This window comes from Streptomyces sp. NPDC020983 (genome assembly GCF_044333485.1).
Taxonomy (GTDB): Bacteria; Actinomycetota; Actinomycetes; order Streptomycetales; family Streptomycetaceae; genus Actinacidiphila.
The window spans coordinates 123,662-144,174 of the sequence record NZ_JBIRRA010000005.1; the positions used below are offsets into that span (position 1 = coordinate 123,662).

5 protein-coding genes and 1 pseudogene are annotated in these 20,513 nt (G+C 77.6%); all 6 read right to left on the bottom strand.

Features of this window, described 5'->3' with window-relative positions:
* Positions 1-215 precede the first annotated feature (215 nt).
* Positions 216-1,121, bottom strand: a complete 906-nt coding sequence (locus ACH4SE_RS12395) for a neutral zinc metallopeptidase (RefSeq protein ID WP_398543665.1) — start codon at positions 1,119-1,121, stop codon at positions 216-218.
* Positions 1,122-1,306: 185 nt separating this feature from the next.
* Entirely contained in the window at positions 1,307-1,498 is a 192-nt protein-coding gene (locus ACH4SE_RS12400; protein ID WP_398543298.1) for a CsbD family protein, read from the bottom strand.
* A gap of 444 nt (positions 1,499-1,942) precedes the next feature.
* Complete coding sequence (locus ACH4SE_RS12405) at positions 1,943-3,388, bottom strand: FAD-dependent monooxygenase (protein WP_398543299.1); 1,446 nt, start codon at positions 3,386-3,388, stop codon at positions 1,943-1,945.
* Positions 3,389-3,446: 58 nt separating this feature from the next.
* On the bottom strand, positions 3,447-4,991 hold the full coding sequence (locus tag ACH4SE_RS12410) for an FAD-dependent monooxygenase (RefSeq protein ID WP_398543300.1): 1,545 nt from the start codon (positions 4,989-4,991) through the stop codon (positions 3,447-3,449).
* Between the two features lie 102 nt (positions 4,992-5,093).
* Positions 5,094-9,137 (bottom strand): annotated as a pseudogene (locus ACH4SE_RS12415) (type I polyketide synthase); the annotation flags it as partial.
* 26 nt (positions 9,138-9,163) lie between these two features.
* The gene (locus ACH4SE_RS12420; protein WP_398543301.1) at positions 9,164-20,509 is read right to left on the bottom strand and encodes an SDR family NAD(P)-dependent oxidoreductase; all 11,346 of its coding nucleotides are present in this window, start codon (positions 20,507-20,509) and stop codon (positions 9,164-9,166) included.
* Between the last annotated feature and the right edge of the window lie 4 nt (positions 20,510-20,513).

Genomic DNA, 20,513 nt, shown 5'->3' on the forward strand with positions numbered 1-20,513 from the left:
GCCCTCCCGGCCCGGCGAACGGCGGATTCCCCGGCGGGCCGAAGGCCGGACACGGTCGCCGTTCTCCGCTCCCGGCGGCCCGCGGACCGCCCGGAGACCTGCCGACCGCTCGCAGGGGTCGGCGGAACGCGGAGGACGCGTCGGGCGGGGGCGGGCTGTTCACCGGGCCGGCCCGGCTCGGGGACGGCGTGGCAGCGGACGGGTGCGGCGCACCGTCATGCGAAGGTGTCGCAGGCCGCGACGCTGCCGGACCTGTAGCCCGTGGTGAACCACTGCCGGCGCTGTGCCGCGGAGCCGTGGGTCCAGGTGTCCGGGGAGACCTTGCCCTGGTACTTCTGCTGGATACGGTCGTCCCCGACGGCGGCGGCCGCGTCCAGGCCCAGATCGATGTCGGCCGGGGTCAGTTCGGTGATCAGCGGTTTTCCGCTCCCCGGGTCCGCGGTGGTGGTGGCGTGGTGCGCCCACACCCCGGCGTAGCAGTCCGCCTGGAGCTCGAGCCGGACCGAGCCGCTGTTCTCGCCCCGGCCGCTGCCGCGCGAGATGGTGCCGCTGAGGTCCTGGACGTGGTGCCCGTACTCGTGCGCGATGACGTAGGCCTCGGCGAAGGGGCCGCCCTTGGCGCCGTATTCGGCGGTGAGCTCGTCGAAGAAACCGAGGTCGAGGTAGACTTTGTCGTCGGCGGAGCAGTAGAAGGGGCCGACCTCCGACGTCGCCTCCCCGCAGCCGGTGCTGACCCTGTCGGTGAACAGCCAGGTCGGGGCGGGGGTGTAGGACGTGCCCGCGGCTGTTTCCGTCTGCTTCCAGAACGCCTGCACGCTGTCGACCACGGCCACGATCCGGCAGTCCTCCTTCTTGTTCGCGTCAGCGCCGGTCCGGCACTCCGCCGCCAGGTCGCCCGCCGCGGCGCCCTGGGTACCACCGGACCGGGCGGCGCTCCCGGAGGTGCCGCCCGAGCTGAGCAGACCCGGGTCCAGCCCGAACACCACCGAGGCGATCACGACCAGCAGGCCGACCAGCCCGCCGCCCACGGTCCTTCCCCCACCGGGAATCCCTCCCAGCGCCCCGCCCCGGTTGTCCTGCACCTCGGAGGTGTCCAGGGCGGCGTCGTCGTCGAACTGCATCAGCTGCCTCTCCCTCACAGCGCGCCGGTACGCCCTGCACCGCCCAGGGCGCCTACCCCGCCGAACGGACCGCACCCCGCCGCGCCCGGCAGGCGTCACGGCACGGCCGGGGCCGGCCCCCTGGGGGGCCGGCCCGAGCGGCGGTGGTGCCCGGCCCGTGCGGTCCCGGGCACCCGTTCCCGCGGTCAGTGCTTGCGGTGGAAGACGTCCTTCACGGCATCCTTGATCTTCTCCACGCCCTCACGTGCGTCGCCCTTGGCCTGGTCGCCACGGCCCTCGGCCTCCAGGCTCTCGTTGCCGACCGCCCTGCCGACCGTCTCCTTGACCTCACCCTTGGCCTGGTCGGTCCTGGCTTCGAACTTGTCGCTGGCGTCCATGGATGGCTCCTCGGTTTTCTGGTCATTCCCCGGCGGCCGGCCGTGAAGAAAAGCGGCCGGATTCCGCGGGAAACAACTGGTGGTCCCGGTCACCGGAATGGCCCGGCGAAAGGAGGGCGCTCCCCGTTCCCGGAAAGCCCTCGGCAGGACTCTCCTGTCCCCAGATTACGCCGTCATTCCTCCTCGGCCGGAAAAGCTTCGGCACGGCATTGCGGGCGGGGGGGCCCCCCGGCCCCGGGGGGGCCCCCCCCCCCGGGGGGGGGGGGCGCGGCCCCCCCCCCCCCCCCCGGGGGGGCCCCCCCCCGGGGGGGGGGCCCCGCCCCGCACGCCACCGGCCCCCCCCCCCCCCCCCCCCCCCCCCCCCCCCCCCCCCCCCCCCCCCCCCACCCCACCCCCCCCCCCCCCCCCCCCCCCCCCCCCCCCCCCCCCGCCGCGACGGGTGCGTCAGACGGTGCCCGGCTCCCCGAACCAGGTGCGCAGCGCGTCCTGGAGCCCGGCGCCCGCCGTACCGCTGTACGCGACGTGCCCGTCGGGCCGCACCAGCACCACCGGGGCCCCGGTGTCGGCGGCCGCCTTGGCCGCGACCACCTCCACCCGGTCCGCCCAGCCCGCCGCGCCGCTCAGGTCGGCGGCGCCGTCGGAGAGGTCCAGCAGCAGCCCGCGGGCCGCGGCGAGCGGCGCCCCCGGGGACGCGCCGACCGGGGTGAACTCCGGTACCTGCCGGCCGGCCAGCGGGTCGTCCCCGGCGCCGATCGGGTAGCGCACCTCGGTCGTCATCCGCAGCAGGTGCTTGCTGACGCTGTCGAAGGCGATGAGCTGGGAGACGAACTCGCGCAGCGGGCCGATCTGGTCGACCGGGTGGGCGAGCGCCATCACGGCGGTCGCGTGCTTGCACATCCGCAGCCCCACCGGGCGCCGCTCCGCCTCGTAGGTGTCCAGCAGCCCCTCCGGGGCCCAGCCGTTGACGGTCGCGGCGAGCTTCCAGCCGAGGTTGGCCGCGTCGTGCAGGCCCGTGTTCAGGCCGTGGGTGCCGGAGATGAACAGGTGGTGCGCCGCGTCACCGACCAGCAGCACCCGCCCGGCCCGGTAGCGCTCGGCCAGCTGCGTCGGGCGCCCGTAGCGGGAGACCCAGCGGATCGTGCCGAGCCGCGGACGGCGGCCGGTGATGTGGGTGATCCGCTCGACCAGCTCCTGCTCGGTGACCGGCTCCTCGTCCGGCGGCCGCGGCACGTCGAACTCGATGGTCATCAGCCGCAGCAGCGTGGCGGAGATCGGCACCGCCCCGAACATGCCGTTCGGGAAGACCCCGGAGTCGAAGGTCCGGTCGGCGTCCTCGGCCGGCTCCATGTCGCCGAAGACCCCGTAGTAGCCGCGCCCGATCGTCTCGTACCCGATCCCGGCCGCCTGGCGCACCAGGCTGTCCGGTCCGTCCGCGCCGACCAGGTACGCGGCACGCAGCGTGTACTCCTCCCCGCCGCCGGTGACGCTCACGGTGACCCCGCCGGCGTCCGGTGCGACGGCGGTGACGCGGTGGCCGCGCCGCACGTCGGCGCCCAGCTCCCTGGCCCGCGCCTCCAGCAGGCGCTCCACCCGCCACTGCGGGTACATGAAGGTGAAGTCCTGGTCCGGCACGCCGGTCATGTCCAGCCACATCAGCGAGAACGGGGTGCGGGGCCAGCGCAGCAGCAGCTCCGGCTCGATCCGGTCCTCGATCCCGCGGTGCCGCAGCAGCTCCAGCGTGCGGCCGTGCACGGTCATGCCCTCCGAGACCCCGTCCGGGGGCTCGGCGTTGCGCTCCAGCAGCACGGTCTCCACGCCGCCCAGCCGCAGTTCGGCGGCGAGCAGCAGGCCGGCCGGGCCGCCGCCCACGATGACTACGGGGTCGCTCATCAGATCTCCTTAGGGGTACCCCGGCTCTGGCCGGGGGAGGGAAGCGAGGCTCTCTCGGTCAGGAGGCGGAGGACACCAGCGGTTCCCCCCTCCCCGGCCGGCCGGCGGGAGACGTGCCGGGGGCGCCGAACCAGGCGGTCAGCGCGGCCAGGACGCCGTCGGTCCGCGGCTCGCGGTGCGCCCAGGCCACGTAGCCGTCCGGGCGCAGCACGACGAAGGCGGCGTCGATCCGGGCGGTGGGCTCGGCGCGGACCACGTCCACCCGCCCGGCCCAGCCGGACACGTCCGGCAGCGGCGCCCCCGCGGACAGGTCGAGCAGCACCCCGCGCCCGGCGTGCAGGGTCTGCGAGACGTGCCCCGGGCCGCTCGCGGTCTCCAGCGGGACGGGCGGCAGCCGCCTGCCCTGCAGCGGGTGCTCCTCGTCCTCGGCCTGCAGGTCGGGGTAGTGGGTCGGGTACCGCAGGTCGACGGCCGCCAGCCGTTCGGCGACGTGGGTGCTCACCTCGTCGTAGGTCATCAGCTCGCCCAGCAGCTCGCGCAGCGCGCCGACCCGGTCCAGCGGGTGCAGCAGCCCGATCTGGGCGCGGGTGTTCCAGCAGACCCACTCGCCCGCCGGGTGCCGCTCGACGTGGTAGGTGTCCAGCAGCCCTTCGGGGGCCCAGCCGTTGAGGGCGGCGGCGAGCTTCCAGCCGAGGTTCATCGCGTCCTGGATCCCGGTGTTGAGGCCCTGTCCGCCGAACGGCATGTGCACGTGGGCCGCGTCGCCGGCCAGGAAGACCCGCCCGGCGCGGTACTGCCCGGCCAGGAACGTCGCGCCGCCGAACCGGGACAGCAGGTTGTTCTCGCCGATGTCCAGGTCCACGCCCGCCAGCCGCCGGGCGCCCTCCTGCACCTCCGCGACCGTGACCGGCCGGTCGTCGGGCGGGGGGGTGGCGCCGAACTCCAGCACGGTGACGCGGTGCACGCCCGGCTCCATCGGGATGACCGCGAACAGCCCGCGCGGGTGCAGGTCGGGGCCGATCCGCAGCGGCTCGGGGTCGACCAGCTCGATGTCGCCGGTGACGCCGCTGAAGGTGTACGGCGAGGGCCCGCCGACGAACGGGATGCCGGCCAGCTTGCGCACCGAGCTGCGGCCGCCGTCGGCACCCACCAGGTAGGCGGCACGCAGCCGGTAGTCGCCGCCGTCGTGCCGGACGGTGACGGTGACCCCGTCCCCGTCCTGCTCCAGGGCCGTCAGCTCGTGCCCTCGGCGGACCTCGGCGCCCAGCTCCCGGGCGCGCTGCTCCAGCTTGACCTCGATGTCGCGCTGCGGCACCCGCTTGGCGATCAGCTCGGGGTCGACGGCGCCGATCAGCTCCAGCAGGCCGAAGTTGTGGGTGCGCACCTGGCCGTACTCGCCGAACCAGTCGAGGCCGCGCTGGTGGAAGGTCTCGATCGAGCGCAGCTGGAGGGTCTGCGCCCGCGACCAGACGGGTGCGGCGAGCAGCCGCTCGACGACCACCACCTCGACGCCGGCCAGGCGCAGTTCACTCGCGAGCATCAGACCGGTCGGGCCGGCCCCGGCGATGACGACGGGTACCTCGGAAACGGCAGAGCCGTCCATGGTGATCCTTTCGGAGAACGGGAGGGGGACGGGAGGAACGGGGGAGGGCTTCGTGGCCGGGCGTCAGCCCGGCCCGTCCAGCAGCCCGTGGACGTGCTCGACCAGGCCGCCCAGGGTGGGGTGGTCGAAGACCGCGCTGGTGGGCAGGTCGAGCCCGGTGGCGGCGCGCACCCGGTTGACCAGCTCCAGGGCGGTGAACGAGGTGAGTCCGAGGTCCCAGAAGGAGCGGTCCTCGTCGAGGGCCTCACCGGCGCCGTGCCCGAGCACCACGGCCGCGTGCCCGCCGAGCGCCTCGCGCAGGATCGCCCGGACCTCGCCCGCGTCCGCGGTCCGCAGCCGCTCGCGCAGGCCCTCGTCGACCTCGTCCGGCAGGCCGGTCCCGGGCGCCGCCTCGGCGGCGAGGTGCGCGAAGAAGGGCACCGAGGCGGCCGCGGGGAAGCGCGGCCAGTCGATGTCGGCCACCACCAGCCGGGCGGCGGGGTCGGCCAGCGCGGCGGCGAGCACCGGCATGGCCGGGTACGGGGTCAGCTCCCGCACCCCCGGTGTCCGCGGCCACCGGCCCGGCTGCCCGGCGAGCGGTCCCCAGGCCACCAGCGAGGCGGGCAGGCCCTGTTCGCGCCGCCGCTCCAGCACCGCGGCCAGCGCGGGCGAGGCCAGCGCACCGGAGTCGGCGAACTCCACCGGCAGCTCGCCGAGCACCACGAACGCCCGGTCCGGGGCGCGGTGCAGCGCGTCCAGCCGCTCGACGACGTCGTCCGCCGCGGCCACCACGAGATGGCGGTGACGCCCGTCGGCTGTCGCCCGGTCCGGCGCGCCGGGTTCGCCGCCGCAGACGGTCACCTCGGCCCCGGCGGCGGCCAGCCAGCGCGCGGCGCTCGCGCCCAGGCCCGCGGTGCCGCCGACCACCAGCACCTCGCCCGGGTTCCCGGGCGGCGGCGCCGCCGGGGCCCGCAGCAGGCGGCGCTGCGGCTGCCCGCCGCCCGCCTCGGCCGTCTCCACGACCCGGTAGCGCCAGTCCTGCTGGCGGTGCGCCGCGTCCAGCGCGGGCAGCAGCGGGGCCAGCGCCTGCGCGTCCACGCCGAGCGTGGCCGCCAGCAGCCCGCTGTCGCCCTCGCGCACCGCCGACCAGAAGGCGTCCTGCGCCCCGTCCGCGGCGCGCCCGGCGCCCGGCCGGGCGGCCAGCCAGTAGCGGCGGTGCTGGAACGGGTAGGTGGGCAGGCCGGGGACCCGGGGGCGCGGGCCCGTGGTGGCCGCCAGGTCGACCGGCAGGCCGTGCACAAAGGCGGCGGCCAGCGCGGTGGCCAGCGCCGCGGCGTCGGGCCGCTCGCCGGTGCGCAGGGTCGGGACGACCACGGGCGCCGGTTCGCCGGGCGCGCAGTCGGGCACCAGCGGGGCGAGCGCGGGGCTCGGCCCGAGCTCGACGAACGCGCCGATCCCGGCGGCCCGCAGCGAGGCGACGCCGTCCGCGAACCGCACCGTGCCGCGCACCTGGGCGGCCCAGTAGTCCGGTGCGGCCAGCTCCTCCCGGCCGATCTGCTTGCCGGTCACGTTGGAGACGACCGGGATCCGGGGCGCGGCGAACCGCAGTCCGGCGGCCACCTCGCGCAGCCCGGCGAGCGCCCCCTCCATGTGCGGGGAGTGGAAGGCGTGGCTGACGCGCAGCCGCTTGGTCCGGCGGCCCCGCTCGCGCAGCGCCCGCACCACCTCCTCGGCGGCCGCCCGGTCACCGGACAGCACCACGCTGGCCGGTCCGTTGACGGCGGCGACGGCGAGCCGGCCGGCGTACCCGTCGAGCAGCGCCTGCACCTCGTCCTCGGGCGCCCGTACGGAGACCATCACGCCGTCCGCGGTGACCTGGTCCATCAGCCGGGCCCGGGCGGTGACCAGCGCGGCGGCGTCGGGCAGGTCGAGCACCCCGGCCACGTGCACCGCGGCCAGCTCGCCCACCGAGTGCCCGAGCAGCGCGTCGGGGCGCAGACCCAGGTCGGCCAGCAGCCGGAACAGGGCGACCTCGACGGCGAACAGCGCGGGCTGCGCGTAGCGGGTACGGTCCAGCAGCGCGGTGTCCTGACCCGCCATCACCTCGGCCAGCGGCCGGTCCAGGTGCCGGTCCAGCTCCTGGCACACCTCGGCCAGGGCCTGGGCGAAGACCGGGTGGGCGGCCGCCAGGCCGCCGCCCATGCCCGGGCGCTGGCTGCCCTGGCCGGAGAAGAGGAACGCGGTGCCGCCCTGCGCCCGCGCGCCGGCCGGGCCGACCACCGCGGGATCGGCCTCGCCGTGCCGCAGCGCCTCCAGCGCGCGCCGCAGTCCGGCGTGGTCGCCGGCCACCACCGCGGCCCGGTCGGCCAGCGCGGCACGCCCGGTGGCCAGGGCGTGCGCCACGTCGGCGAGGTCCACCGCCGGTTCGGTGGCGAGGAACTCGCCGAGCAGGCGCGCCTGGTCGCGGACGGCGGCCGTTCCGTGCCCGGAGAGCGGGAAGACCAGGAAGGGCGCGCCGCCCCCGGCGGCCGTGCCGGGTCCGGTGCGGGCGACTCCGCCGGGTTCGCCGACTCCGCCGGGTTCGCCGACTCCGCCGGACTCGCCGACTCCGCCGGACTCGCCGACTCCGCCGGGTTCGCCGACTCCGCCGGGCTCGCTGACTCCGCCGGGTTCGCCGGCGGGAGCGGGCCCGGCGGCGGTTTCGGTTTCGGTTCCGGTGCCGGTGTCCGGGACGGGTGCGGCGGCCGTGCCGGGTTCGCCGGCCGCAGCGGGTGCGGCGGCGGTTGTGTCCGGCGCCTGTTCCAGGATCACGTGGGCGTTGGTGCCGCTGATCCCGAACGCGGAGACCCCCGCCCGGCGCGGCCGGCCGGTCCGCGGCCACGGCTCGGTCTCGGCGAGCAGCGAGACCGCGCCCGCGGCCCAGTCCACGTGCCCGGAGGGGCGGTCCGCGTAGCGGCTGCGGGGCAGGGTGGCGTGCCGGATCGCCTGCACCATGGCGATCACCCCGGCGACCCCGGCCGCCGCCTGGGTGTGCCCGATCACCGACTTCACCGAGCGCAGCCGCAGGGGCCGGGTGCGGCCCTGGCCGTACGTCGCCAGCAGCGCCTGGGCCTCGATCGGGTCGCCCAGCGTCGTGCCGGTGCCGTGGCCCTCCACGGCGTCGACGTCGGCCGGTTCCACCCGGGCGTCGGCGAGCGCCTTGCGGATCACCCGCTGCTGCGCGGGGCCGTTGGGCGCCGTCAGCCCGTTGCTGGCGCCGTCGGAGTTGACCGCGCTGCCGCGCAGTACGGCCAGCACCGGGTACCCCTGGCGTACCGCGTCCGACAGCCGCGTCATGAGCAGCAGCCCGGCGCCCTCGCTGAAGCCGGTGCCGTCCGCGGAGTCGGCGTAGCTGCGGCAGCGGCCGTCGGGCGACAGCCCCTGCTGGCGGCTGAACTCCAGGAAGACCCCGGGGGTGGCCATCACGGTGACCCCGCCGGCCAGCGCGAGCGAGCACTCGCCGCGCCGCAGCGCCTGCGCGGCCAGGTGGACCGCGACCAGCGAGGACGAGCAGGCGGTGTCCACGCTGATCGCCGGGCCCTCCAGCCCGAAGGTGTAGGCGATCCGACCCGAGGCGACGCTGCCCGCGCTGCCGTTGCCGATGAAGCCCTCGTACTCGGCCGGGACCTGGCCCAGCCGTGAGGCGTAGTCGTCGTACATCACCCCGGCGAAGACCCCGGTGTCGCTGCCGCGCAGCGAGAGCGGGTCGAGGCCGGCGCGCTCGAACGCCTCCCAGGCGGTCTCCAGCAGCAGCCGCTGCTGAGGGTCGGTGGCCAGCGCCTCCCGCGGGCCCATGCCGAACAGCGCCGCGTCGAAGCCGTCCGCGTCGGTGAGGAAGCCGCCCCAGCGGGTGCTGGTGCGCCCGCTCGCGGTCGGGTCCGGGTCGTACAGCTCGTCGGCCGACCAGCCGCGCTCGGCCGGGAACTCCGTGCGGGTGTCGCGTTCGGAGAGCAGCAGCTCCCACAGCTCCTCGGGGCTCCGGACGCCGCCGGGGTAGCGGCAGGCCATCGCGACGATCGCGACCGGCTCGTGGTCGCGCGCCTCGGCCTCGGCCAGTTGCCGCCGGGTCCGGTGCAGATCAGCGGTGACCCACTTGAGGTAGTCCACGAGCTGGGCCTCGTCGGTCATCGGGCGTTCTCCTCCCTGTCCGGCGCTCACCGGGCCCGGCCCAGTTCGCTGTCGATGAAGGCCAGTACGGAGGCCGTGTCGGCCGTCCTGATCCGCTCCGCGACGTCCTCCGCCGCCGCGGCGTCCCCGGCCTCCGCATCCGCGGCGCCGGTCTCCCAGCGGCCGAGCAGGGCGCGCAGCCGGGCGGTCAGCTCGTCGCGTGCTCGCGGGTCGGCGGCGCCGAGCAGCAGCTCCAGGCCGTCGAGTTCGGCGCTGCCCGGGGGCGCCGGCGGCGCGGGCTCCAGCAGCGCGGTCAGGTGTGCGGTGAGCTGCGCCGGGGTCGGGTGGTCGAAGACCGTCGCGGCGGGCAGCCGCAGCCCGGTGCGGGCGCCGAGGCGGTTGCGCAGTTCCAGGCCGGTCAGCGAGTCGAAGCCCAGCTCGGCGAAGCTGAGGTGGGCGTCCACCGCGGCCGCCGACCGGTGCCCCAGCACGGCGGCGACCGTGGTGGTGACCAGCTCGGCCACGGCCTTGGCCCGTTCGGCCTCCGGCAGGCCCGCCAGGTCGGCCGTCCGCTCCTTCGCGGCGACCGGCACCAGGGAGCGCAGCAGCGGCGGGAGTTCGCCGTCGCGGGCCCGGGCGCGCAGCGTGGGCAGGTCGAGCGCGACAGGTGCGACCAGCGGCAGGCCGGTCGCCAGGGCCTCGTCGAACAGCGCGAGGCCGGTCTCCGCGTCCAGCGCCCGCACCCCGGTCCTGGCGACGTCGGCGCCGTCCGTCAGCTCGCTGCGCGGCTCCCACAGCCCCCAGGCCAACGAGACGGCCGGGAGCCCCTCGGCGCGGCGGCGGGCGGCCAGCTCGTCGAGGAAGGCGTTGCCCGCCGCGTAAGCTGCCTGGCCCGCGCTGCCGGCCACCCCGGCGAAGGAGGAGTAGAGCACGAAGGCGTCCAGCGGCAGGCCGCGGGTCAGCTCGTGCAGGTGCCAGGCCGCGTCCGCCTTGACCCGCAGCACCGCCTCCAGCCGCTCTTCGGTCAGCGACTGGAGCACCCCGTCGTCGAGCACCCCGGCGGCGTGCACCACCGCGCGCAGGGGGCGGTCCGCCGGAACGGAGGCCAGCAGCGCGGCCAGCCGGCCGCGGTCGGTGACGTCGCAGGCGGCGACCCGTACCCGGTCGGCGAACTCCCCGGCCCACGAGGCGACGTCGCCCGCCTCGCCGCCGCGGGAGACCAGCAGCACCTGGCCGGCTCCGTGCCGGGCGAGCAGGTGGCGGGCGAGGAGCCGGCCGAGGGTGCCGGTGCCGCCGGTGATCAGCACGGTGCCGTCGGCCCGCCACACCGGCAGCTCCGCGCCCGCCGCGGCCGTCGCCAGCCGGGGCACCAGGAGACGTCCCTGACGGGCCGACAGCTGCGGCTCACCGGTGGCGAGGGCGGCCCGCAGCAGGTCGCCTGCCGGCGGGCCGTCCACGGCGAGCAGCACCAGCGCGCCGGGGTGCTCGGCCTGGGCGGCGCGCACCAGGCCGGCCGCGGTGGCTCCCGCGAGGTCGTGCTCCCGGGTGACCACGACCAGCCGGGCGTCCGGGCCGCGGTCCTCGCGGGCCAGCCAGGACCGCAGCACCGGGAGCAGCCCGCGGGCCGCGGCCCGGGCCGCCTCGGCGGTGCCGCCGGGCGCGACCTGGACGACCAGCACGTCGGCCGCCGCGGTGGCGGCGTCCACGGCCGGCCCGGCGTGCGGGACCACGACGCCGTGGTGGTCCGGGCCGAGCAGTGCCCAGCGCGCCCCGACCGGCTCCTGCCCGGGCGGGGCGTCCACCCGGTCGACCGTGAACAGCGTCCGCCCGCGCCCGCCGTGCACCCGCTCCAGCGGCACCCGGCGCACGGCGAGTCCGGTGACCTCGGCCACCGGCTCGCCGAGCGGGTCGGTGACCAGCAGCGCGAAGGTGTCCTGGCCGGTCGGGCGCAGATGCGCGAGCAGCTCGCGGCCGCCCCGGCGCCACCAGGTCACCCCGGACCAGCTGAACGGCAGCGGCACGGTGCCGGGCCCGGCGTCCTGGTCGAGCGCGAGGACGTGCAGGGCGGCGTCCAGCAGCGCCGGGTGCAGCGTGAAGGCGTCGGGGGCGAGGCCCTGGGCGAGCTCCACCCGGGCGTGCAGGCCGGCGGCGGAGCGCCAGGCCGCGGTCAGGCCCTGGAAGGCGGGTCCGTACTCCAGGGCCGCGTCGGCGAGCCGGTCGTACGCGCCGGCCAGGTCGACGGGCGCGGCCGCGGCGGGCAGCGGCACCGGGGCGGGGGGCTGCCCGGCTGCGGCGCCGAGCACGCCGGTCGCGTGCCGCTGCCAGCTGCCGCCGTGCTCCGGGCGGGCGTGCACGGCCAGCGTGCGGCGCCCGTCCTGCCACGCTCCGACGGTGACGCGCAGCCGCACGCCGCCGCCGTCGGTGGGCAGCGGCAGCGGGGCCTGGACGGTGAGTTCCTCGACCCGCTCGCAGCCGGACCGCTGGGCGGCGGTCACCGCCAGCTCGACGAAGGCGGTGCCGGGCAGCAGCACGGTGCCGTCCACCGCGTGGTCGCGCAGCCACGGCTGCGCGGTGGTGGAGAGCAGCCCGGTGAGCACCGGCCCGCCGGACTCCACGTCGTCCAGCAGCGCCCCGAGCAGGCCATGCCCCAGGCCCTCCAGCCCCAGCCCGGCCGGGTCGCCGGCGCGGGCGGCCGGGGCCAGCCAGTAACTGCTGCGCTGGAACGGGTAGGTGGGCAGCTGCGGCGGTGTGCCGGACGCGCCGGACGGACCGGGCCACTCCACCCGCACGCCGGCCGTGTGCGCCTCGCCGAGCGCCAGCAGGAACCGGTGCGGGCCGCCCTGGTCGCGGCGCAGGGTGCCGAGCGCCACGGCGCGGGTCCGGCCCTCGGTGTGGCCGCCGGCCTCGATGGTGTCGTGCAGGCCGTGGGTGAGGACGGGATGGGGGCTGCACTCGACGAAGACGCGGTACCCGTCGCGCAGCAGCGCCTCGCTCGCCCGGTCGAAGCGGACCGTCTCGCGCAGGTTGGTGTACCAGTAGTCGGCGGTGAGCGTCAGCGGGTCGACGGCGTCGCCGGTGAGCGCGGAGTAGACGGCGACGCCGGCGGGCCGGGGGCGTACGGCGGCCAGGTCGTGCAGGATCCGCTCGCGCAGCCCGGCCATCAACGGCGAGTGCGAGGCGTAGTCCACCGGCACCCGGCGCACCCGCAGGCCCGCCGTGTCCCCGGCGAGCAGCTCGTCGAGGTCGGCGGCGGGGCCGGAGACCACGGTGGCCGCCGGGCCGTTGACGGCGGCCACGCCGAGCCGGCCCCCGAACCGGGCGAGCAGCGCCTCCACCTGCTCCACCGGCCCGGCCACCGAGGCCATCCCGCCGTCACCGGCGATCCCGGCGATGGCCCGGCTGCGCAGCGCGACCACGGCGGCCGCGTCCTCCAGCGACAGCGCCCCGGCCACGCAGGCCGCCGCGATCTCGCCCTGCGAGTGGCCGACCACCGCGCTGGGCCGGACCCCGTGCGCCTGCCAGAGCCGGGCGAGGGCGACCATGACGGCGAACAGCGCGGGCTGCACCACGTCGACCCGGTCGGCCGGCGGCGCGCCGTCCTCGCCGCGCAGCACCGCGAGCAGCGACCAGTCCACGTGGCGGCCGAGCGCCCGGTCGCACTCCTCCAGCGCGGTCCGGAAGACCTCGCTGGAGTCCAGCAGTTCCCGCGCCATGCCGTGCCACTGCGAGCCCTGGCCGGGGAAGACGAAGACCACCCGGGAGGCGTCGGTGACGCTGCCGGCGACCGCGTTCGGCGCCTCCTCGCCGGCCGCCAGGGCGCGCAGCCCCGCGTGCAGTTCCCCGCCGGTGCCGACCACCACCGCCCGCCGCGCGAGCGCGGCGCGGCCGGTCGCCAGCGCCGCGGCGACGGCGGCGGGCGGCGCCGGCGTGGCGCGCAGGTGGTCCGCGAGGTTCGCGGCCTGGGCCCGCAGCGCCCGCTCGTCCTGCCCGGACAGCACCCACGCCACCGGCTGCGCCGGACCGTCCGCGGGGGCGGCCCCGGGTTCCTCCGGGGCGGCGGGCGGCTCCTCGACGATCACGTGCGCGTTGGTGCCGCTGATCCCGAAGGAGGAGACCCCGGCCCGGCGCGGCCGTTCGCCGCGCGGCCACGGCACCGGCTCCGTCAGCAGCTCCACGGCCCCGGCCGTCCAGTCCACGTGCGAACTGGGGCGGTCCACGTGCAGGGTGCGCGGCAGCTCCTGGTGGTGCATCGCCTGCACCATCTTGATCACCCCGGCGACCCCGGCCGCCGCCAGGGTGTGCCCGATGTTGGACTTCACCGAGCCGAGGCGCAGCGGCACCTGCCGGTCCTGCCCGTAGGTCGCCAGCAGCGCCTGCGCCTCGATCGGGTCGCCGAGCACCGTGCCGGTGCCGTGCGCCTCCACCGCGTCGACGTCGGCGGGCCGCAGGTTCGCCGCGGCGAGCGCGCGGCGGATGACGCGCTGCTGGGAGGGACCGCTCGGCGCGGTCAGGCCGTTGGAGGCGCCGTCGGAGTTGACCGCGGAGCCCTTGACCACCGCGAGCACCCGGTGCCCGTTGCGGCGGGCGTCGCCGAGCCGCTCCAGCAGCAGCAGCCCCGCTCCCTCGCCCCAGCCGGTGCCGTCGGCGGCGTCCGCGAAGGCCTTCGTACGGCCGTCCGGGGCGAGCCCGCGCTGCCGGCTGAACTCCACGAAGGTGCGCGGGGTCGCCATCACGGTCGCGCCGCCGGCCAGCGCGAGCGAGCACTCGCCCGAGCGCAGCGCCTGCCCGGCGAGGTGGATCGCCACCAGCGAGGAGGAGCAGGCGGTGTCCACGGTGACCGCGGGCCCCTCCAGCCCGAAGGTGTACGCGATCCGCCCGGAGGCCACGCTCGTGGTGGTGCCGGTGGACAGGTAGCCCTCGACACCGGTCGCCGGGTCGCTGGGGGCCACCCCGTAGTCCTGGGCGATGACACCGGTGAACACCCCGGTCTGGGTGCCCGCCAGCCCGGTGGGGTCGATCCCGGCGCGCTCGAAGAGCTCCCAGGCCGCCTCCAGCAGCAGCCGCTGCTGCGGGTCGGCCGCGACCGTCTCGCGCGGGCTGAGTCCGAACAGTTCGGCGTCGAACTGGTCGGCGTCGTGCAGGAAGGCGCCCCGGTCGGTGTAGCTGGTGCCCGGGTGGTCGGGGTCGGGGTCGAAGAGCCCGTCCAGCTGCCAGCCGCGGTTGACCGGGAACTCCCCGATCGCGTCGCGTCCCTCCGCCACCAGCCGCCAGAGGTCCTCGGGGGTGCGGACGCCGCCCGGGTAGCGGCAGCTCATCGCGATGATCGCGATCTCCTCGTCCGCGCCGGCGGCGGTCTCCGGGAGGGGTGCCCCGGCCCCGGCGGCGGGGCCGCCGAGGAGTTCCGCGTACAGGTGGGCGGCGAGCGCACCGGGGCTCGGGTGGTCGAACAGCAGGGTGGCGGACAGCCGCAGCCCCGTGGCGGCGGCGAGCCGGTTGCGCAGCTCCACGGCGGTCAGCGAGTCGAAGCCGAGGGCGCTGAACGGGCGGTCGCGCTCCAGGGCCTGCGGTGCCGCGTGCCCCAGGACCGTCGCCACCTGGGTGCGGATCAGGTCGAGCAGCAGGTGCTCGCGCTGGTCGGCGGGCGTGCCCGCGAGCCGCTCGGCGAGCGGGGCGGCGCCCGCCGCGGCGGTGGCCGCGGTACGCACCGGGGCGTCCGCCAGCAGGCCGAGCAGCGGCGGCAGTTCGCCGCGGGCGGCGCGGGCGTCCAGACCCGGCTGGTGCGGCCGGGCGGCCACGAGCAGCGCCGGGCCGCCGGCCAGCGCGGCGTCCAGCAGGGCCAGGCCCTGCGGCACCGACAGCGCGGCCAGGCCGCTCGCCCGGATCCGGTCCAGGTCGCGTTCGGCCAGCCGCCCGGTCATGCCGCCGCCCTCGGCCCACGGCCCCCAGGCGATCGAGACGGCGGTCAGGCCGGCGGTGCGGCGCTGCGCGGCCAGGGCGTCCAGGTAGGCGTTGGCCGCCGCGTAGTTGGCCTGCCCGGCGTTGCCGAGCACCCCGGCGACGGAGGAGAAGAGGACGAAGGCGGCCAGGTCGGCGTCCGCGGTCAGCTCGTGCAGGTGCCGGGCGGCGTCCGCCTTGGGGCGCAGCACGGCGGCCAGCCGCTCCGGGTCGAGCGCGCCGAGCGGGGCGTCGTCGAGGACCCCGGCGGCGTGCACCACGGCGGTCAGCGGGTGCGCGGCCGGGATGCCGGCGAGCAGGCCGGCGAGCGCCCCGCGGTCGGCCACGTCGCACCGGGCCACCGTCACCTCGGCGCCCGCGGCGGTGAGTTCCGCCGCGAGGCCGGGGGCCTGCCCGGTGCGGCCGGCGAGCAGCACGTGACGGGCGCCGTGGGCGGCGACCAGGTGCCGGGCGGCCAGCGCGCCCAGGCCCGAGGTGCCGCCGGTGACCAGCACGGTGCCGTCCGGGTCCAGGGCGCGCGGCAGGGTCAGCACGACCTTGCCGACGTGCCGGGCCTGGCTGATGTGGCGGAAGGCTTCCGGGGCCTCGGTGACGTCCCAGGCCGTGACCGGCAGCGGGTGCAGCGCGCCGGCGGCGAACAGGCCGGTCAGCGCGGTGAGCAGCTGCTGGATCCGGTCCGGGCCGGCCTCCAGCAGGTCGAAGGCCTGGTAGCCGGGGGCGGGCAGCTCCCGGATGTCGGTCTTGCCCATCTCCAGGAAGCGGCCGCCGGGCGCGAGCAGCCCGAGCGAGGCGTCGACGAACTCGCCGGCCAGCGAGTTCAGCACGACGTCGAAGCCGCCGGGGAAGGCGCCGGCGAACTCCAGGGTGCGGGAGGAGGCGATGTGCTCCGCGTCCAGCCCGGCCGCGCGCAGCACCGGCCACTTGGCCGGGCTCGCCGTGCCGTAGACCTCGGCGCCGAGGTGGCGGGCCAGCTGGGTGGCGGCCATGCCCACGCCGCCGGCCGCGGCGTGGATCAGCACAGACTGCCCGGGGCGCAGCCCGGCGAGGTCGACCAGACCGTAGTAGGCGGTCATGAAGACGATCGGGGTGGCCGCGCCCTGCGCGAAGGTCCAGCCCTCGGGGAGCGGCACCAGGTGGCGCCGGTCCGTCACCGCGTACGGGCCCACCGCCCCGGGCACCAGGCCCATCACGCGGTCCCCCGGGCGCAGCCCGGTCACGTCGGAAGCGGTCTCCACCACCACCCCGGCGGCCTCACCGCCCAGCTGGGCCCGGCCCGGGTACATGCCGAGCGCGATCATCACGTCGCGGAAGTTCAGCCCGGCCGCGCGGACCGCGATCCGCACCTGCCCGGCGGCCAGCGGCGCGGGCTCGACGGGCACGAGGGCGAGGCCGGCGAAGGTGCCGGGGCGGGTGACGTCCAGGCGCCAGCCGGGCCCGGCCGGCGGCCGCAGCCGGCGTGCCGGGTCGCTGCGGAGGATCCGCGGGGCGGTCAGGACGCCCCCGCGCAGGGCGAGTTGCGGTTCGCCGGTGCGCACCAGTGCCGCCGGGTCGGTGATCGGCGCATCGGTGTCGACCAGCACGATCCGGCCCGGGTACTCGGCCTGCGCGGAGCGTGCCAGGCCCCACAGCGGGGCCTGGTCCAGGGCCTCCACCCGGTCGCCGGGGGCGGCGGCCACGGCGCCGCCGGTGGCGACCACCAGCGTCGCCGACGACCGCGCCGGGTCCTCCGTGAAGTCCTGGAGGAGCGCGAGCAGTTCGGCGGCCGTGCCGGGGCTGCGCAGCAGTACCTCGGGCGCGGGCCCGGTGGCCCGCGGCGGGTCGACCGGCACCCAGCCCAGCTCGTGGCCGGCCGCCGGCGCCGGGCCGGCGGCGAGCGCCGCGGCGGCCAGCGGGCGCAGCGTGAGCCGCTCGACGGTGACCACCGGGCCGCCGGCCGGGTCGGTGACCTCGACGCGGAACTCCCCCTCGCCCCCGGCGGGCCGCAGCAGCACCCGCACGTCGCCCGCGCCGGTGGCGTGCACCCGCACCCCCGACCAGGCGAACGGGATCAGCACGCTGCCCGGCTCGCCCGGGACGGCGGTCACCAGCGCGTGCAGCGCGGCGTCCAGCAGCGCCGGGTGCACGCCGAAGCCCTCGGTGTCCTGCGGGGCGCGCAGTTCGGCGGCGAGCACGTCGCCGGCCCGCCAGAGCGCGCGCACCAGGCGGAACTGCGGGCCGTAGGCGTAGCCGCGCTCCGCCAGCTGCGGGTAGAGCCCGGCGCTGTCCAGCGGCACCGCCCCGGCGGGCGGCCAGGCGGCGTCCGGGGCCGGGCCGGCGGCGCTGGCCCGGGCCGGCCGCACGGTGCCGCTCGCGTGCCGGGTCCAGGGAGCGCCGTCCTCGGGACGCGAGTGGATCAGCAGCTCCCGTACACCCTCCTCGTCGGCCGTTCCGACGGTGACCTGGAGCTGGAGCGGTGCCGCGCGCAGCGGCAGCGGGGCGGCGAGGACCAGCTCCTCGACCACCGGGCAGCCCAGCCGGCGGCCCGCGTGCACGGCGAGCTCGACGAAGGCGGTGCCGGGCAGCAGGACCGTGCCCGCGATGGTGTGGTCGGCCGCCCAGGCCTGGGCGGTGGTGGAGAGCCGGCCGGTGAACACCGCGGCCGAGGACCCGCCGGCGGCCAGGTCGAGTTCCCCGGTGAGCAGCGGGTGGCCGCCGAGCGCCGCGCGCTCGCCGCCGTCCAGCCAGAACCGGGCGTGCTGGAAGGGGTAGCCGGGCAGCTCGACCGCACGGCCGGGCAGGACGGCGGACCAGTCGGGTCCCGCGCCGTGCACGTGCAGCCGCGCCAGCGCGCGGGCCAGCGTCCGCGCCTCGTCCTGGCCCGCGCGGGCGGTGGCGACGGCCGCGGCGCGGCCGGAGGCGGTGTCGACCAGCTGGGTCAGCACGCTGTCCGGGCCGAGTTCCAGGAAGACGCCGGCGCCGAGCCCGGTGGCGGTGGCCGCCGCGTCGGCGAACCGCACGGTGGCCCGGACCTGGCGCACCCAGTACTCGGGGTCGCTCAGCTCGCCGGGCGCGGCCAGCGCGCCGGTGACGGTGGAGACGATGGGCAGCTCCGGCTCGGCGAAGGCGAGGCCGCGGACCGCGGCACGGAACGGTGCCAGCACCGGATCCATCAGCGGGGAGTGGAAGGCGTGGCTGACCCGCAGCCGCCGGACCCGGCGGCCGCCGGCCCGCCACTGCTCGGTGACGCGGGCCACCGCCCCGGCCTCGCCGGAGACCACCACGGCGGCCGGGCCGTTGACGGCGGCGAGCGCCACCCGGTCCTCGACGCCCGCCAGCGAGGCGCGCACCTCGTCCTCGGTGGCCTCGATCGCGCTCATCGCCCCGCCCTCGGGCAGCGCCTGCATCAGCCGGCCGCGCGCGGCGACCAGCGTGCAGGCGTCGGCCAGCGGGAGCACGCCCGCCAGATGCGCGGCGGCGATCTCGCCCACCGAGTGGCCGACCAGGAAGTCCGGCCGCACCCCCCAGGACTCCAGCAGCCGGGCCAGCGCGACCTGATGGGCGAACAGCGCGGGCTGGGCGTTGCCGGTGCGGTCGAGCGCGGCGCCGTCCGCGTCCTCCAGCAGGTCGCGCAGCGGCCGGTCGAGCAGCGGGTCGAGGTGGGCGGCGACCTCGTCGAAGGCGCGGGCGAACACCGGGTGGGCGCGGAGCGCGGCGCCCATGCCGGGGTGCTGGCTGCCCTGCCCGGTGAACAGGAAGGCGGTGCCGCCGGGCAGCGCGGTGCCGCGGTCGACGCCGGGGTGCTCGGCTCCCTCCGCCAGGGCGGCGAGCCCCGCGAGCAGTTCGCCGCGGTCGGCGCCGGTCACGGCGGCCCGGTGCTCCAGGGCGGTGCGGCGCGCGGCCAGGGTGTGCGCGACGTCGGCGGCGGCGAGTGCGGGGCGCGCGAGCAGGTCGGCGTGCAGCTGCCCGGCGTGGGCCCGCAGCGCGCCGGGGGTGGCGCCGGAGAGCACCCACGACAGCACGGGAGGCCCGTCGGCGGCCGGTTCGCCCTCGGACGGCTCCTCGGCGGGCGCCTCCGCCACGATGACGTGCGCGTTGGTGCCGCTGATGCCGAAGGAGGAGACGCCCGCCCGGCGCGGCCGCTCGCCGCGCGGCCACGGGGTGCGCTCCTGCACCAGCTCGACGGCGCCCTGTTCCCAGTCGACCTGCGCGGAGGGGGTGCCCGCGTGCAGGGTGGGCGGCAGCGCGCCGTGCCGGAGCGCCAGGATCGTCTTGATCACACCGGCCACCCCGGCTGCCGCCTGGGTGTGCCCGATGTTGGACTTGACCGAGCCGAGCAGCAGCGGGCGCCCGGCCCGGCCCCGGCCGTAGGTGGCCAGCAGCGCCTGGGCCTCGATCGGGTCGCCGAGCGAGGTCCCGGTGCCGTGCGCCTCGACCGCGTCGACGTCCGCGGGAGACAGCCGGGCGGCGGCGAGCGCGGCCCGTATCACCCGTTCCTGGGAGGGGCCGTTGGGCGCGGTGAGCCCGTTGGAGGCGCCGTCGGAGTTGACCGCCGACCCGGCCAGGACCGCGAGCACCCGGTGCCCGGCGCGCCGCGCGTCCGACAGCCGCTCGAGCAGCAGCAGGCCGCCGCCCTCGGCGAAGTTGGTACCGTCCGCGCCCTCGCCGAAGGACTTGCAGCGGCCGTCGGGCGCGAGCCCGCGCTGGCGGCTGAACTCGACGAACACACCGGGCGAGGTGAGGACGGTGGCCCCGCCCGCGACGGCGAGCGTGCACTCGCCGCCGCGCAGCGCCTGGGCCGCCAGGTGGACGGCGACCAGCGAGGAGGAGCACGCCGTGTCGACGGTGACCGCGGGCCCCTCGAAGCCGAACTGGTACGCGATCCGCCCGGACGCCACGCTGGTCGTGGTGCCGGTGAGCAGGTAGCCGCCGTGCCCGGCGGAGCCGTCCTGCAGCCGCGGCCCGTACTCCTGGGCGATCACCCCGGCGTAGACCCCGGTGGTGCTGCCGCGCAGCCCGGCGACCGGGATCCCGGCGTCCTCGAAGAGGCGCCAGGTGAGCTCCAGCAACAGCCGCTGCTGCGGGTCGGTGGCCGCGGCCTCCCGCGGGTTCATGCCGAACAGCCCGGCGTCGAAACCGGCGACGTCGTCGAGGAAGCCGCCCTGCCGCACGTAGCTCGTGCCCGGGCGGTCCGGGTCGGCGGCGTGCAGCCGCGCCAGGTCCCAGCCGCGGTCCTCGGGGAAGTCGCCGATCGCGTCGCCGCCCCCCTCGACCAGCCGCCACAGTTCCTCGGGGCCGTCCGGTGCGCCCGGGTAGCGGCAGGCCATCCCGATCACGGCGATCGGCTCGCCGTCCCTGGCCTGCGCGCGGTCCTCCACCGCGCGCAGCCGCTCCCTGGTCTGCTGCAGGTCGCCGGTGACCCGCTTGAGGTAGTCCCGCAGCTTCTGCTCGTTCGCCATCAAGCGG

Excerpts from the sequence above, each read along its gene's own strand:
- ACH4SE_RS12395 (WP_398543665.1), bottom strand. The coding sequence starts at position 1,121 with ATGCAGTTCGACGACGACGCCGCCCTGGACACCTCCGAGGTGCAGGAC.
- ACH4SE_RS12400 (WP_398543298.1), bottom strand. The coding sequence starts at position 1,498 with ATGGACGCCAGCGACAAGTTCGAAGCCAGGACCGACCAGGCCAAGGGT.
- ACH4SE_RS12405 (WP_398543299.1), bottom strand. The coding sequence starts at position 3,388 with ATGAGCGACCCCGTAGTCATCGTGGGCGGCGGCCCGGCCGGCCTGCTG.
- ACH4SE_RS12410 (WP_398543300.1), bottom strand. The coding sequence starts at position 4,991 with ATGGACGGCTCTGCCGTTTCCGAGGTACCCGTCGTCATCGCCGGGGCC.